Raw genomic sequence first — 15,727 nt, forward strand, 5'->3', positions numbered from 1 at the left:
GTGGGCATTCGCTCGACGCCTGGCACACCGAATTATCAATATGCGGCCTCACAGGCGGTCCCCGCGGCGGTCTTCGAATCGTTGAGTTCACGGATTGCGACGTTGAATTCGTCGGGTCCTGGGTTGCCTGCCAGCACCCCTGCCATCTTCCGCGAGGAGTCCGCCCAGCCGTTCAGCGCGTCGGTCAGCTCCGGCGCCAGCGGCCCGGACAGACTGCCCGTGACCTGGTCAGCGCTGCGGTTGAGGGCGTCGACGGCCGGTCCGACCTTGCCCGGTGCGTCCGGCGCGTCGTTGTTGAAGGCGTCGACGTAGTCGTTGACGGCGTCGACGGCGGCCACACTGCTCGAGCCGAAGGCGTCGCAGGACGTGTGCACCGCAGCCTTGGTCACCGCGACCTGCCGCTCGGATTCCGACACGGCGATCGAGGACTGGACGGACGCGCGGTACTCGGGGGCTTCGGCGGCGTCGTAGGTGGCGGTTCCCTGGGTGATGGACGTGCATCCGACGACGATCATCGCGAGCCCGGCCATGACCCCGGCGACGAGGCCGACGGCACGCAGCCGCCCGGCTCGCCCCCATGTCGTCACGCCTTCAGACCGTACCGGTTTGCCCGATTGCTCGTCGGTTCCCAGTAGGCCCCACCCCGCCCGAGCATCTACGGCACGATAGGGGCACGATGGACACGTCGCTATGGATCACGACGAAAATCACGTGTGAAGGGGCCACGAGCCCCCGATCACGTCTACCGAGGAGTTGCAGTTGACCACCGAGTTCGCGCGCCAGGACCTGGCCCAAAACTCTGGCACCGCAAGCGAACCCGACCGGGTCCGCGTCATTCGCGAGGGCGTTGCCTCGTACCTGCCCGACATCGATCCGGAAGAAACCAGCGAGTGGCTGGAGTCCTTCGACGCTCTGCTCGAGCGGTCCGGACCGGCCCGCGCGCGGTACCTGATGTTGCGCCTGTTGGAGCGTTCTGGCGAACAGCGGGTCGCCATTCCGGCGCTCACGTCGACGGATTACGTCAACACGATCCCGACCGAGTTGGAGCCGTGGTTCCCCGGTGACGAGGACGTCGAGCGGCGGTATCGCGCCTGGATCCGGTGGAACGCCGCGATCATGGTGCACCGCGCGCAGCGCCCCGGAGTCGGTGTGGGCGGCCACATTTCGACCTACGCCTCGTCTGCGGCGCTGTACGAGGTCGGCTTCAACCACTTCTTCCGCGGCAAGTCCCATCCCGGCGGCGGCGACCAGGTGTTCATTCAGGGCCACGCGTCGCCCGGCATCTACGCGCGCGCGTTCCTCGAGGGCCGGCTAACCGCGGACAAGCTCGACGGGTTCCGCCAGGAGCACTCTCATCCCGGTGGCGGCATCCCGTCCTACCCGCACCCGCGGTTGATGCCCGACTTCTGGGAGTTCCCGACGGTGTCGATGGGCATCGGCCCGATGAATGCCATCTACCAGGCGCGGTTCAACCACTATCTGAACGACCGCGGCATCAAGGACACCTCCGATCAGCACGTGTGGGCGTTCCTCGGCGACGGCGAGATGGACGAGCCGGAGAGCCGGGGCCTGCTCCAGGTGGCGACCAACGAGGGTCTCGACAACCTGACGTTCGTCATCAACTGCAACCTGCAGCGCCTCGACGGACCGGTGCGCGGCAACGGCAAGATCATCCAGGAGCTGGAGTCGTTCTTCCGCGGTGCGGGCTGGAACGTCATCAAGGTGGTGTGGGGCCGCGAATGGGACGCCCTGCTGCACGCCGACAAGGACGGCGCCCTGGTCAACCTGATGAACACGACGCCCGACGGTGATTTCCAGACGTACAAGGCCAACGACGGCGCCTACGTCCGCGACCACTTCTTCGGCCGTGACCCGCGCACCAAGGCACTGGTCGAACCCATGACCGACGGCGAGATCTGGAACCTCAAGCGCGGTGGACACGACTACCGCAAGGTCTACGCCGCCTACCGGGCCGCGATGGAGCACAAGGGTCAGCCGACGGTCATCCTGGCCCACACCATCAAGGGCTACACGCTTGGCAAGCACTTCGAGGGCCGCAACGCGACCCACCAGATGAAGAAGCTGGCCCTGCAGGATCTCAAGGACTTCCGCGAGGCTCAGCGCATTCCGATCACGGACGCCCAGCTCGAGGAAAACCCGTACCTGCCGCCGTACTACCACCCCGGGCCCGACGCCCCCGAGATCCGCTACCTGCTGGATCGGCGCAGGACCCTCGGCGGCTTCGTGCCCGCTCGGCGCAACAAGGCCAAGGCGTTGCCGTTGCCAAGCCGCGACGTCTACAAGTCGCTCAAGAAGGGGTCGGGCACGCAGTCCGTCGCCACCACCATGGCGATCGTCCGCACGTTCAAGGAGTTGTTGCGGGACAAGGAGATTGGCAAGCGCATCGTGCCGATCATCCCCGACGAGGCCCGCACGTTCGGCATGGACTCGTGGTTCCCGAGCCTCAAGATCTACAACCGCAACGGCCAGCTGTACACCTCGGTCGACGCCGAATTGATGCTGGCCTACAAGGAAAGCGACCTCGGCCAGATTCTGCACGAGGGCATCAACGAGGCGGGGTCGACGGCATCGTTCACCGCGGTGGGCACGTCGTACTCGACGCACAACGAGCCGATGATTCCGCTGTACATCTTCTATTCGATGTTCGGCTTCCAACGCACCGGCGACGGGCTGTGGGCGGCGACCGACCAGATGGCTCGCGGTTTCGTCCTCGGCGCCACCGCGGGGCGTACGACGCTGACCGGTGAGGGTCTGCAGCACGCGGATGGGCATTCGATGCTGCTGGCGGCCACCAATCCCGCCGTGGTGGCCTACGACCCGGCGTTCGCCTACGAGATCGCCTACATCGTGGAGAGCGGCCTGGCCCGGATGTACGGCGAGGACGCCGAGAACGTCTTCTTCTACATCACCATCTACAACGAGCCGTACGTCCAGCCGGCCGAGCCCGAGAACTTCGATCCTTCAGGCCTGCTCAAGGGCATCTACCGGTATCGGGCGGCGAAGGAGAAGCGCAGTAACGTCGCGCAGATCCTGACCTCCGGCGTCGCGATGCCCGAGGCACTTCGGGCCGCCGATCTGCTCGCGGCCGACTGGGACGTCGCGGCCGACGTGTGGTCGGTGACCAGTTGGGGTGAGCTCAACCGGGACGGAATCGCCGTGGAGAAGGAACTGCTCCGCCACCCGGACCGCAAGGCCCCGGTCCCGTACATCACCAAGGTGCTGGAGTCCACTGCGGGCCCCGTCGTCGCGGTGTCGGACTGGATGCGGGCGGTTCCCGAGCAGATTCGGCCGTGGGTGCCCAACACCTACGTCACGCTCGGCACCGACGGTTTCGGCTTCTCCGACACCCGGCCTGCCGCGCGCCGGTACTTCAACACCGACGCCGAGTCGGTCGTGGTGGCGGTGCTGGAGGCCCTCGCGCGGGACGGCGAGATCGACCCGTCGGTGGCGATCGCCGCCGCCAAGCAGTACCAGATCGACGACGTGATGGCGGCTCCGGTGCAGACGTCGGATCCCGGGCCGGGCGCCTAGCCCGCTCCAACCCATCGAGTGTGCGGTGAGATCGCGTGCGGACGCGAAATCGCGATCTCACCGCACACTCGACAGAGAAACTGGTGCGACGTTTTAGAGGTTTCCACCAGTAATCGGGCGTATGTTTTAGAAGTGACCGACAAACAGGCCGACGAAGCCCCGGCGTCTTCACTCGAAGTGCTGGAATCGGTACCCGAATCGCTCGTCCGTCGCGTGAAGCAGTACTCCGGTCGCCTTGCCACCGAGGCCGTCCACGTGATGGGCGACCGACTGCCGTTCTTCGCCGACCTGGAGGCATCTCAACGCGCCAGCGTCCAGCTGGTCGTGCAGACGGCGCTGGTCAACTTCGCCGAGTGGATGCGCAACCCGCGCGGCGACGTCGGCTACACCGCCGAGGCGTTCGCGCTGGTTCCCCAGGAGCTGACACGTCGCATCGCCCTGCGGCAGACCGTCGACATGGTGCGGGTCACGATGGAGCACTTCGAGGACGCCGTGCCCATGCTGGCGCGCAACGAAGAGCAGACGACGGCGCTGACCATCGGGATCCTGCGCTACAGCCGCAACCTGGCGTTCGCCGCGGCATCCGGGTACGCCGACGCCGCCGAGGCTCGAGGCGCGTGGGACACCCGGATGGAGGCCAACGTCGTCGACGCGGTGGTCCGCGGCGACATCGGCCCGCAGCTCCAGTCCCAAGCCGCGGCCCTGAACTGGGACGCCACGGCACCGGCGACGGTACTCGTCGGATTTCCCCAACCCGGCCGCGCCGAGTTCGCCAGCGAGGACGTCCACGCGATCGTCACCCGCAACGGACGGGCGGCGCTGTCGGACGTGCACGGCACCTGGCTGGTGGCGATCGTCTCGGGTCATCTGACCCCGACCGACAAGTTCCTCGGTGAATTACTCGAGGTGTTCGCCGACGCACCGGTGGTCATCGGCCCGTTCGCGGCGTCGCTGGTGGCGGCTCACTACAGCGCCGCGGAGGCCATCGCAGGCATGAACGCCGTCGCCGGTTGGACCGGGGCGCCTCGACCGGTCTCGGCCCGCGAGCTGTTGCCGGAGCGGGCCTTGCTCGGTGACCCGTCGGCGATCGCCGCGCTCGATTCCGACGTGATGCGGCCGCTCGCCGAAGCCGGTCCGGCACTCATGGAGACCCTCGACGCCTACCTCGATTCCGGGGGCGCAATCGAAGCCTGTGCGCGCATATTGTTCGTTCATCCAAACACCGTCCGCTACCGTCTCAAACGCATCGCGGACTTCACCGGGCGCGATCCCACACTGCCTCGCGACGCCTACGTTCTCAGGGTGGCGTCGACGGTCGGCAGGCTCGGTCGACAGACGACGCACGCCAGCACGACAAACGCTCCGGTGGCCCAGGTAACAGCCCGACGCGACCGTGATGTCGCTTCGTTTCTCGGATGATTGGTCGCAATCCGATCTCGTTGCAGTCCCATCACATGCAGTTTTGTAGGTTCCCCACAAAAACATAAGACCAGGTTCATAATCTCTTACACCGCACAAAACCGGTTTCACAGTGTTTTCTTAATCCGTGCCCCAAACACCCGTGCTTGCGCTGCTCGCTCCCGGACAGGGATCGCAGACTCCCGGCATGCTCTCGCCGTGGTTGGAGCTGCCCGGCGCGGACGAACGCATCGCAGCGTGGTCCGATTCGATCAAGCTCGACCTGGCCCGGCTCGGCACGACGGCAACGGCCGAGGAGATCACCGACACGTCGGTCACGCAACCCCTCGTCGTCGCCGCCACCCTGCTCGCACACCTCGAGATGACCAAGCGCGGCCTGCTGGCCGGAGCCGACACCGTCGTCGCGGGCCACTCGGTCGGCGAGATCGCGGCCTACGCGATCGCCGGGGTGCTCTCCGCCGACGACGCCGTCAGCCTGGCCGCCACCCGCGGCTCCGAGATGGCGAAGGCCTGCGCGGTCGAGCCGACCGGCATGGCCGCGGTGCTCGGAGGTGACGAAGCCGAGGTGCTCGCTCGCCTCGAGGCACTCGACCTGGTGCCCGCCAACCGCAACGCCGCAGGGCAGATCGTCGCCGCAGGCGCCATCTCCGCCCTCGACAAGCTGGTCGAGGATCCCCCGGCCAAGGCCCGGGTGCGCAAGCTCGCCACGGCGGGCGCGTTCCACACGCACTTCATGGCATCGGCACTCGACGGCTACTCCGCAGCGGCCGACGCCGTCACCGCCAGTGCGCCCACCACCAGCCTGCTGTCCAACGCCGACGGCCAGCCCGTCGCCTCGGCAGCCGACGCCGTCGCCAAGCTGGTCGCCCAGCTCACGCAGCCGGTGCGCTGGGACCTGTGCACCGAGACCATGCGCCAGCGCGAGGTCACCGCGATCATCGAGTTCCCGCCCGCGGGAACGCTGGTGGGCATCGCCAAACGAGAACTTCGGGGAGTACCGACGTACGCCGTCAAGACACCCGCAGACCTGGACGGGCTCTCCGAGCTTTAAGCCAGAAAACTCATGTCGGCACTCCAGCAGGGGGTGCCGGCGCACCGAGAAACACAGAATAGAAGGAGCCATAGTGGGCGCCAGCCAGCAGGAAATCATCTCGGGTCTCGCAGAGATCATCGAAGAGGTCACCGGCATCGAGCCGTCTGAGGTCACCCCCGAGAAGTCCTTCGTCGACGACCTGGACATCGACTCGCTGTCGATGGTCGAGATCGCCGTTCAGACCGAAGACAAGTACGGCGTGAAGATCCCGGACGAGGACCTCGCCGGTCTGCGCACCGTCGGTGACGTCGTCGCCTACATCCAGAAGCTCGAGGAAGAGAACCCCGAGGCTGCCGCCGCACTGCGCGACAAGTTCACTTCGTGACCCGCCCTTCCACTGCTAACGGGTCCTTCCCTAGCGTCGTCGTGACCGCCGTCACGGCGACCACTGCGCTCGCTCCGGACATCGAGAGCACGTGGAAGGGTCTGCTGGCGGGCGAGAGCGGCATCCGCGTGCTTGACGACGACTTCGTCGGCAAGTGGGATCTCCAGGTCAAGATCGGCGGGCACCTCGCGGAGCCCCTCGACCCCCTGATGTCCCGTCTGGAACACCGACGCATGTCGTATGTCCAGCGGATGTCCAAGTACGTCGGCAATCAACTGTGGGAGAACGCCGGTAGGCCCGAGGTCGATCCCGACCGTTTCTCGGTCGTGATCGGCACGGGCCTCGGTGGCGGCGAGAAGATCGTCGAAATGTACGACGCGATGAACGAGGGTGGCCCCCGCAAGGTGTCCCCCCTCGCCGTCCAGATGGTCATGCCCAACGGTGCTGCCGCAGTGGTGGGCCTCGAACTCGGTGCCCGCGCCGGCGTCATCACGCCTGTCTCGGCATGTTCGTCCGGTTCGGAGGCCATCGCTCACGCATGGCGCCAGATCGTGATGGGTGACGCGGACTTCGCCGTCTGCGGTGGCGTCGAAGGCATGATCGAGGCGCTGCCGATCGCGGCGTTCTCGATGATGCGGGCGATGTCGACCAGGAACGACGACCCCGAGGCTGCGTCTCGACCGTTCGACAAGAATCGCGACGGCTTCGTCTTCGGCGAGGCGGGCGCGATGATGATCATCGAGACCGAGGAACACGCCCTGGCCCGCGGCGCCAAGCCGCTGGCCCGACTGATGGGTGCCGGCATCTCGTCGGACGCCTTCCACATGGTGGCTCCTGCACCGGACGGCCTCCGGGCCGGCCACGCGATGAAGCGGGCGATCGAGACGGCGGGCTTGTCCCCCAAGGACATCAACCACGTCAACGCGCACGCGACGTCCACCTCGATCGGCGACGTCGCCGAGGCAAACGCCATCCGGTCCGCCGGTGTGGAGCACGCCGCGGTGTACGCCCCGAAGTCGGCACTGGGCCACTCCATCGGTGCCGTCGGCGCCCTGGAGTCGATCCTGACGGTGCTGGCGTTGCGCGACGGCGTCATCCCGCCGACGCTCAACTACGAGACGCCCGACCCCGAGATCGATCTCGATGTCGTCGCGGGTGAGCCTCGATACGGTGACTACCAGTACGCCATCAACAACTCGTTCGGGTTTGGTGGACACAATGTCGCCCTGGCCTTTGGGCGCTACTAAGCGCCCTGGGCACGGAGAGGATTGGCAGAGTTGACCCGTCTAGCCACGGGGAGCGGTCTCCCCAATGTGGTCGTCACCGGATGTGCGATGACGACCGCATTGGCGACCGACACCGAGGGCACGTGGAAGCGTCTGCAGGACGGCGAAAGTGGCATTCGCACACTCGACGACTACTTCGTCGACCTGTACGACCTTCCGGTTCGCATCGGTGGTCACTTGCTCGAGGACTTCGAGAGTGAGCTGACGCCAGACGAACTCGGTCGACTCTCCTATCTCCAAAAGATGGCGACCGTCGTGGGACGGCGCGCCTGGGAAAACGCGGGCTCGCCCGACGTCGACACCAGGCGTCTGATGGTCTCGATCGGGACCGGCATGGGCAGCACCGAGGAGCTGCTCTACGCCTACGACGGCATGCAGGAGAACGGCATCTCTGCCGTCTCCCCGTTGGCCGTACAGAAGTACGTGGTCAACTCCCCCGCCGCCGCGGTCGCCCTCGACCGGCACGCCAAGGCAGGCGTCATCACTCCGGTGTCGGCGTGCGCCTCCGGCAGTGAGGGCATCGCCAACGCGTGGCGCAGCATCGTCCTCGGTGAGGCCGACATCGCCATCTGCGGCGGTGTCGAAACCAGGATCGAAGCGGTTCCGATCGCCGGGTTCGCCCAGATGCGAATCGTGTTGTCCACCACCAACGACGACCCCGCCGGAGCCTGCAAGCCGTTCGACCAGAATCGCAACGGCTTCGTCTTCGGCGAGGGCGCCGGCTTGATGGTCATCGAGACCGAGGAGCACGCAAAGGCGCGCGGCGCCAACATCATTGCGCGGCTGATGGGCGCCGGGATCACCTCCGACGGCTACCACATCGTCGCCCCCGACCCGACCGGCGACCGCGCCGGACAGGCCATCACGCGAGCCATCCAGCTCGCCGGCCTCCAACCCGACGACATCGACCACGTCAACGCCCATGCGACCGGCACGCAGGTCGGCGACGTCGCCGAGGGCAAGGCCATCAACAACGCACTGGGCAGCAACCGGCCTGCGGTCTACGCACCGAAGTCGGCGCTTGGCCACTCCGTCGGCGCCACCGGCGCGGTGGAGTCGATCCTCACGGTGCTGACACTGCGGGACGGCGTCGTCCCGCCAACGCTCAACCTGGACAACCTCGATCCAGAGATCGATCTCGACGTGGTCGCAGGCGAACCACGCCGCGGCAATTACGAGTACGCAATCAACAACTCATTCGGATTCGGCGGACACAACGTCGCGATCGCCTTCGGGAAGTACTGAGATACAGGAGATTAGAGATGACGACGATGGCGCCCGAGACGGTAGACGAGTCCCTCGACCCGCGTGACCCCCTGCTACGCCTGCGTACGTTCTTCGACGACGGCACCGTGGAACTGCTCCACGAGCGTGACCGCTCGGGCGTGCTCGCGGCGTCCGGCACGGTCAACGGCGTGCGCACCATCGCCTTCTGCACCGACGGCACCGTGATGGGTGGCGCCATGGGCGTCGAGGGCTGCGCCCACATCGTCAACGCCTACGACGCCGCCATCGAGGAGCAGAGCCCGATCATCGGCATCTGGCACTCCGGTGGCGCGCGACTGGCCGAGGGCGTCAAGGCCCTGCACGCCGTCGGCCTCGTCTTCGAGGCCATGATCCGGGCGTCGGGTTACATCCCCCAGATCTCCATCGTCGTCGGATTCGCCGCCGGCGGAGCGGCTTACGGGCCTGCGCTCACCGACGTCGTCATCATGGCGCCCGAGGGCCGCGTCTTCGTCACCGGACCCGACATCGTGCGCAGCGTCACCGGTGAGGACGTCGACATGGCGTCCCTCGGTGGACCGGACACCCACCACAAGAAGTCGGGCGTCTGCCACATCGTCGCCGACGACGAGGCCGACTCCTACGAGCGTGGCCGCCGGTTGATCGGATTGTTCTGCCAGCAGGGGCATTTCGACCGCACCAAGGCCGAGGCGGGCGACTCCGACCTGCGCGCGCTGCTGCCGGATTCGGCCCGTCGCGCCTACGACGTGCACCCGCTCATCTCCGCGCTGCTCGACGAGGACGCGCCGTTCGACGAGTTCCAGTCCAAGTGGGCGCCGTCGATGGTGGTCGGCCTCGGTCGGCTGGCCGGCCGCAGCGTCGGCGTGCTCGCCAACAACCCGCTGCGTCTCGGCGGCTGCCTGAACTCCGAAAGTGCCGAGAAGGCAGCCCGATTCGTTCGCCTGTGCGACGCGTTCGGCATCCCGATCGTCGTCATCGTCGACGTGCCCGGCTACCTGCCCGGCGTCGACCAGGAGTGGGGTGGCGTCGTCCGCCGCGGCGCGAAGCTGCTGCACGCGTTCGGTGAGGCCACCGTTCCTCGCGTCACGCTGGTGACGCGAAAGATCTACGGCGGCGCCTACATCGCGATGAACTCGCGTTCGCTGGGTGCGACGAAGGTCTTCGCGTGGCCCAACGCCGAGGTCGCCGTGATGGGCGCCAAGCCCGCCGTCGGCATCCTGCACAAGCGCACGCTCGCCGCCGCCGCCCCCGAGGACCGCGAGGCCCTGCACGAGCAGCTGGCGGCCGAGCACGAGCGGATCGCGGGTGGCGTGGACAGCGCCATCGAGATCGGTGTCGTCGACGCGAAGATCGACCCGCCGCACACCCGCAGCTTGCTCACCCAGGCGCTGGCCGAGGCCCCCGCACGTCGCGGTCGCCACAAGAACATCCCGCTGTAAGTCATTCCAGCGCAAACGAACCGATGGTGACGGCACCTGCCGGACGGTAGGTGCCGATCACCACACCGGTCGTCGAGACCGAGCTCGTCACCAGCTCGAGCCTTGCGGGCACGACGCCGTCGGCGAACAGTCGCTTGCCGGTGCCGACGAGCACCGGGAAGATCCACAGCCGGTATTCATCGATCAGGTCGTGGCGCATCAACGTCTGAAGCAGGTCGGCGCTGCCGTGCACCTGCAATTCGGGTCCGTCGGTCTCTTTCAGCGCAGTGATCGCCGCGGGCACGTCGTCGTCGAGCAGCACCGAGTTCTGCCATTCCAAGGCGGGCCGCTGTCGTGAGGCGACGTACTTGGTGGCCTCGTTGAGGGGTTTGGCGCCGTCGTCGTCACCGGCGCGTGGCCAGTGCGCGGCGAAGATGTCGTAGGTACGTCGGCCCAACACCAGGTCGAACGGCACCCCCATGGCCTCTCCCATGGTCTGGTTCATGTGCTCGTCCCAGAAGTTCACCGACCACCCACCCAGGTCGAATCCCCCGTCGGCGTCCTCCTCGGGACCGCCGGGAGCCTGCATGACGCCGTCGAGGGTCAGGAACGTGTTCGTGATCAGTCGTCTCATGGTCGTTGAGACACGCCGCGGCGGCGAAACTCATCGCGCGGCGAGGAACTCCTCGGCGGCGACGACGGCCTTCGCTCGGTCCGCAGCCACCAGCCCGATGCGGGTGCGGCGGTCGAGGACGTCGTCGACCGACAGCGCACCCTCGTGGGTGATCGCGTACTCGAATTCGGCTCGGATGACGTCGATTCCGTCGGCCACCGCCGCACCGGGCCGGTCGCAGGTGGCTTGGGCGACGACGTTGGGCGCCTCGGCGCCGTACCGCGCGACGAGGGACGACGGCAGCTCGAGCGACGTCCGCAGCGTCGACACCGGGTTGGCGGGCGCACCGACCAACGGCAGATTGCCGGTGCGGCACGGGCCGGCGGGCAGTCCGCGCAACGCCACCGCGCGGTCCAACACGTCCTGGGCCATGTAGCGGTATTCGGTGAGCTTGCCGCCGATCACGCTGAGCACCCCGTTGGCCGACTCCACCACCGCGTGCTCGCGGGACACGTCGGCCGTGCGGCCCGCGCCGGTGTCGATCAAAGGTCTCAGCCCCGCGTATGCGCCGACCACGTCGTCGGTCGTCAGCGCGACGTCGAGTGCGGTGTTCACGGTGTCGAGAAGGAACGACACCTCGGCGGCCGTGGGTTCGGGCACGTCGGGGACGGGCCCCGGCGCGTCCTCGTCGGTCAGACCGAGGTACACCCTCCCGAGCTGTTCAGGCATGGCGAAGACGAACCGGTTGGTCTCGCCGCGGATCGGAACCGTCAGTGCCGCAGTCGGATTGCCGAACGCCGCGGCGTCGAACACCAGGTGCGTGCCGCGGCTGGGGCGCAGCCTGATCGACGGGTCGACGTCGCCGGCCCACACGCCGGTGGCGTTGACCACCGCACGGGCGGTCACGTCGACGGTCTCGCCGGTCAGCTGGTCGGTCAGGCGCACCGACGTGCCGGTGGCGTCCGACGCGGCGACGCGGGTAAGGATGCGCGCGCCGTGCTGGGCGGCGGTGCGGGCGACCGCGACGACCAGTCGGGCGTCGTCGACCAGCTGGCCGTCGTAGGCCAGGAAGGCGCCGTCGAGGCCGTCTCGGCGCACCGTCGGCACCAGGTCGACGGCCCGCGCCGCGTCCACTCGCCGAGACCTCGGCAGGGTCGACGCGGGCGTGCCCGCCAGCTTGCGCAGCCCGTCGCCCGCAGCGAAGCCGAATCTGACCAGCGCCCGGGAGGCGCCGCTCATCGACGGCAGCAGCGGCACCAGCTGGGGCATCGCCGTGACGAGGTGAGGAGCGTTGCGCGTCATCAGGATTCCGCGTTCGGCGGCGCTACGGCGCGCGATGCCCACGTTGCCGGTCGCGAGGTAGCGCAGGCCGCCGTGCACCAGTTTCGAACTCCACCGACTGGTCCCGAAGGCCAGGTCGTGCTTTTCGACCAGGACCACCGACAGCCCGCGGGAGGCCGCGTCCAGCGCGATCCCGGTTCCAGTGATGCCGCCGCCGATCACGACGACGTCGACCCGGGCGGTGTCACCGAGCGCGCTCAGGTCGGCGGTGCGCCGGGCGGCGTTGAGGGCTGGACTGGTCATGGCGCGAGGTATCCGTTCAGGGCGTGGGTCAGCTGGGTGACCAGGTCGTCGGCGGGCAGGATGGCCTCGACCATCTGCGCCGCCAGAATCGTCGACTGCGTGATCAGCAGGCACATCACGGCCAGTTGTCGGACGTCGCCGGGCCGCACGCTGCCCTCGTCCTGCGCGGACTTGATCTCGCCGGCAACGGTGTCGAGCAGCATCTGCTGACTGGTGCCGAGCCGTTCGGAGAGATAGGACATCGCGAGGTTGGGGTCCTGCCGAAGGACCGACATGACGACGTCGTCGCGGCGCACCAGCTGGGCGACGCCGACGACGCGGTCGACGAGCGGTTCGCGTCCGACGCCCGCGCTGGGCACGGCGTCGAGGGCGTGGGTGATCCGCGCGGTGAGCAGGGCGGCGAGGATCGACCGGGTGTCGGGATGGCGGCGGTAGACCGTCGGCCTGCTGATCGCTGCGCGGCGGGCGATCTCGGCGAGCGTCACGCGGTCGACACCGAAGGCCAGCACGCAGTCGGCGGCCGCGGCGAGGATGCGCTCCTCGACCGTCGCCGACCGCTCTTCGTTACTGATTGACATGATCTGTAATACTGTAACGCATGACCCGATCGCACGACCAGTCAACGCCCCCGATGAAGTGGAACGCCTGGGGCGACCCGGCGGCGGCCAAACCCCTCTCCGACGGCATCCGCACACTTCTCGTCCAGGCCCTCGGGGTCACGACCGAACCCGCCCCCGAGCCAGCGGCCGACCAGGTGCACGTGCGCCCGTCGGCACTCTCGGACGCCGACCGCAAGGCGCTCTCAGCCGTCGTCGGCGAGGCGCACTGCGTCACCGACGACTACGCCAGGCTGTTGCGCGCCGGCGGCAAGTCAACCCTGGACCTGTTGCGCCGCAACGGCACCGGAGTCCAGGACGCGCCGGACGCGGTGCTGCTGCCTGCCGACGAGGACGAGATCGCGGAGATCCTTCGGCACTGCGCCAAGAGCAGCATCGCCGTCGTCCCCTTCGGGGGCGGCACCAGCGTCGTCGGCGGCCTCGATCCCGCCCGGGGTGACTTCAAGGCCGTGGTGTCACTCGACCTGCGCCGCCTCGACGCGTTGCACGGCATCGACGAGGTGTCCGGTGAGGCCGAGCTCGGCGCCGGGGTCACCGGACCCGACGCCGAAGAACTGCTTGGCGCCCAAGGCTTCTCACTCGGCCACTACCCGCAGAGCTTCCAGTTCGCCACCATCGGCGGCTTCGCGGCGACACGGTCTTCGGGACAGGACTCGGCGGGATACGGACGCTTCGACGACATGGTCCGCGGTCTGCGCGTGGTGACCCCCGCGGGCGTACTGGACCTGGGCCGCGCGCCGGCGTCCGCCGCCGGACCGGACCTGCGTCAGCTGATGGTCGGCTCCGAGGGCGTGTTTGGCGTCATCACCAGAGTTCGGGTCAGGGTGCACCCCGTCCCAGAGACCACCCGATACGAGGCGTGGTCGTTCCCCGACTTCGGCACCGGCGCAGCCGCATTGCGAGCGGTCGTACAGAACGGCACCGGCCCCACCGTCATCCGGTTGTCCGACGAAGCCGAGACCGGCGTCAACCTCGCCACTACCGAAAGCATCGGCGAAAAGACGGTCACCGGTGGATGTTTGGCGATCACCGCGTTCGAGGGCACGGCCGCCCACACCGAGAGCAGACACGCCGAGACCAGGGCGGTAGTCGCGGCGCACGGCGGCACCAGCCTCGGCGAGGAGCCCGCGAAGGCGTGGGAGCACGGCCGGTTCGGCGCGCCGTACCTCCGCGACTCGCTGCTGGCGGCCGGGGCGCTGTGCGAGACGCTGGAGACGGCGACGAACTGGTCGAACCTGTCCACCTTGAAGTCCGCCGTCACCGAGGCCCTGACGACGTCGCTCGCCGAAACCGGCACCCCGGCGCTGGTGCTGTGCCACATTTCCCACGTGTATCCGACCGGAGCCTCGCTGTACTTCACCGTCGTGGCTGGGCAGCGCGGCAACCCGATCGAGCAGTGGCGCACGGCGAAGACCGCCGCGTCGGCGGCCATCGTCGACTCCGGCGGGACCATCACCCATCACCACGCCGTCGGCGCCGACCACCGGCCGTGGATGCGCGACGAGATCGGCGACCTCGGTGTCGAGGTGCTGCGCGCCGTGAAGGCGGTGCTCGACCCCGCCGGAATCCTCAACCCCGGCAAGCTGATCCCGTGAGCCAGGCGCCGCTCGGCCGCATCACCGTGCTGACCAATCCAGCGTCCGGGCACGGCGGCGCCACCCACGTGGCGGAGCGGGCGATCGCCCAGTTCCACCGCCGCGGGGTCGACGTGGTCGCCATCGCGGGCACCGACGCCGACCATGCGCGTCGCCTGGTCGAGGGAGCGCTGGAACGCGGGATGGACGCCCTCGTCGTGGTGGGCGGTGACGGCATCGTCTCGCTGGCGCTGCAGACGCTGGCGCAGAACGACATTCCGCTCGGCATCATCCCGGCAGGCACCGGCAACGACCATGCCCGCGAATTCGGTATCCCCACCAAGAAGCCCGAGGCGGCGGCGGACGTCGTCGTCGACGGGGTGGCCGAGACGGTCGACCTCGGCCGGATCACGGGCGCCGAAGGGACCGTCCGCTGGTTCGGCACCGTGATGGCGGCCGGCTTCGACTCGCTGGTGACCGATCGGACCAACCGGATGACGTGGCCGCACGGCCGGATGCGCTACAACCTCGCGATGGTCGCCGAGATCTCGAAGTTGCGCCTGCTGCCGTTCCGGTTGACCTTCGACGGCGAAGAGGTGGTGACGGACCTGACGCTGGCGGCGTTCGGCAACACCCGAAGCTACGGCGGCGGCATGCTGATCTGCCCGGACGCCGACCACTCCGACGGCCAGCTCGACGTGACGATGGTGCAGTCCGCGTCGCGCGCCAAGCTGATCCGCTTGTTTCCCACGGTGTTCAAGGGCACGCACGTGGACCTCGACCAGGTGCGGACGGCCAGGGCAAAGGTGATCACCGTCGACTCCCCGGGTATCAACGCCTACGCCGACGGCGAGTTCGTCTGCCCGTTACCGGTCGAGGTGACCGCGGTGCCCGGCGCGCTACGAATCCTGCGGCCAGCGGGGTGAGCCTTCCCGCGAGACATAAGCCATGGCGACGACACGCCGTCAGCGGCCGCCACCAGTTATGCCTCGTGCCGGACG

Annotated in this window: 13 protein-coding genes; 9 read left to right on the forward strand and 4 right to left on the reverse strand. The window is 68.2% G+C overall.

What is annotated here, in order from left to right:
* Positions 1-35 precede the first annotated feature (35 nt).
* On the reverse strand, positions 36-587 hold the full coding sequence (locus ASD37_RS17880; protein ID WP_370073065.1) for a hypothetical protein: 552 nt from the start codon (positions 585-587) through the stop codon (positions 36-38).
* A gap of 172 nt (positions 588-759) precedes the next feature.
* Here ASD37_RS17880 and aceE point away from each other — a divergent pair, with 172 nt between their 5' ends.
* From aceE to ASD37_RS17915, 7 genes are all read left to right on the forward strand, one after another.
* On the forward strand, positions 760-3,552 hold the full coding sequence (gene aceE / locus ASD37_RS17885) for a pyruvate dehydrogenase (acetyl-transferring), homodimeric type (protein WP_056555379.1): 2,793 nt from the start codon (positions 760-762) through the stop codon (positions 3,550-3,552).
* Between the two features lie 132 nt (positions 3,553-3,684).
* Entirely contained in the window at positions 3,685-4,971 is a 1,287-nt protein-coding gene (locus tag ASD37_RS17890; protein ID WP_056554104.1) for a CdaR family transcriptional regulator, read from the forward strand.
* A 142-nt stretch (positions 4,972-5,113) separates the two neighbouring features.
* Positions 5,114-6,022: an ACP S-malonyltransferase gene (locus tag ASD37_RS17895; protein ID WP_200959939.1), complete on the forward strand. Its 909-nt coding sequence runs from the start codon at positions 5,114-5,116 to the stop codon at positions 6,020-6,022.
* A 73-nt stretch (positions 6,023-6,095) separates the two neighbouring features.
* Positions 6,096-6,389 (forward strand): meromycolate extension acyl carrier protein AcpM, encoded by a 294-nt coding sequence (gene acpM, locus ASD37_RS17900; RefSeq protein WP_056554110.1) that lies wholly within the window; start codon positions 6,096-6,098, stop codon positions 6,387-6,389.
* Complete coding sequence (gene kasA / locus ASD37_RS17905; RefSeq protein WP_056554113.1) at positions 6,386-7,636, forward strand: 3-oxoacyl-ACP synthase KasA; 1,251 nt, start codon at positions 6,386-6,388, stop codon at positions 7,634-7,636. The genes acpM and kasA overlap by 4 nt, the downstream gene beginning before the upstream one ends.
* A 21-nt stretch (positions 7,637-7,657) precedes the next feature.
* Positions 7,658-8,920 carry a 3-oxoacyl-ACP synthase KasB gene (gene kasB / locus ASD37_RS17910; RefSeq protein ID WP_056554117.1) on the forward strand — a complete coding sequence of 421 codons (1,263 nt, stop codon included), beginning with the start codon at positions 7,658-7,660 and terminating at the stop codon, positions 8,918-8,920.
* Positions 8,921-8,937: 17 nt separating this feature from the next.
* Positions 8,938-10,359 (forward strand): acyl-CoA carboxylase subunit beta, encoded by a 1,422-nt coding sequence (locus tag ASD37_RS17915; RefSeq protein ID WP_056554120.1) that lies wholly within the window; start codon positions 8,938-8,940, stop codon positions 10,357-10,359.
* 1 nt (position 10,360) lies between these two features.
* Here the strand turns inward: ASD37_RS17915 and ASD37_RS17920 are convergent, their stop codons facing one another.
* From ASD37_RS17920 to ASD37_RS17930, 3 genes are read right to left on the reverse strand one after another with little or no spacing between them, the layout of a single operon-like run.
* Positions 10,361-10,972, reverse strand: coding sequence for a dihydrofolate reductase family protein (locus tag ASD37_RS17920; RefSeq protein ID WP_056554123.1), 612 nt, complete (start codon positions 10,970-10,972; stop codon positions 10,361-10,363).
* A 30-nt stretch (positions 10,973-11,002) separates the two neighbouring features.
* Positions 11,003-12,535: a glycerol-3-phosphate dehydrogenase/oxidase gene (locus ASD37_RS17925; protein WP_056554127.1), complete on the reverse strand. Its 1,533-nt coding sequence runs from the start codon at positions 12,533-12,535 to the stop codon at positions 11,003-11,005.
* Positions 12,532-13,116 carry a TetR/AcrR family transcriptional regulator gene (locus tag ASD37_RS17930; RefSeq protein ID WP_156720982.1) on the reverse strand — a complete coding sequence of 195 codons (585 nt, stop codon included), beginning with the start codon at positions 13,114-13,116 and terminating at the stop codon, positions 12,532-12,534. The genes ASD37_RS17925 and ASD37_RS17930 overlap by 4 nt, the downstream gene beginning before the upstream one ends.
* A 50-nt stretch (positions 13,117-13,166) precedes the next feature.
* Here ASD37_RS17930 and ASD37_RS17935 point away from each other — a divergent pair, with 50 nt between their 5' ends.
* Both ASD37_RS17935 and ASD37_RS17940 read left to right on the forward strand, forming a co-directional pair.
* The gene (locus tag ASD37_RS17935) at positions 13,167-14,747 is read left to right on the forward strand and encodes an FAD-binding oxidoreductase (RefSeq protein ID WP_082570279.1); all 1,581 of its coding nucleotides are present in this window, start codon (positions 13,167-13,169) and stop codon (positions 14,745-14,747) included.
* On the forward strand, positions 14,744-15,652 hold the full coding sequence (locus ASD37_RS17940) for a diacylglycerol kinase (protein ID WP_056554136.1): 909 nt from the start codon (positions 14,744-14,746) through the stop codon (positions 15,650-15,652). The genes ASD37_RS17935 and ASD37_RS17940 overlap by 4 nt, the downstream gene beginning before the upstream one ends.
* Positions 15,653-15,727: the final 75 nt, after the last annotated feature.

The organism is Mycobacterium sp. Root135 (assembly GCF_001426545.1).
In the GTDB taxonomy this organism is placed as follows: Bacteria; Actinomycetota; Actinomycetes; order Mycobacteriales; family Mycobacteriaceae; genus Mycobacterium.

Bases quoted from the DNA above. Each gene is read 5' to 3' on its own strand.
- ASD37_RS17915 (WP_056554120.1), top strand. From the start codon at position 8,938: ATGACGACGATGGCGCCCGAGACGGTAGACGAGTCCCTCGACCCGCGT.
- ASD37_RS17920 (WP_056554123.1), bottom strand. From the start codon at position 10,972: ATGAGACGACTGATCACGAACACGTTCCTGACCCTCGACGGCGTCATG.
- ASD37_RS17925 (WP_056554127.1), bottom strand. From the start codon at position 12,535: ATGACCAGTCCAGCCCTCAACGCCGCCCGGCGCACCGCCGACCTGAGC.
- ASD37_RS17935 (WP_082570279.1), top strand. From the start codon at position 13,167: ATGAAGTGGAACGCCTGGGGCGACCCGGCGGCGGCCAAACCCCTCTCC.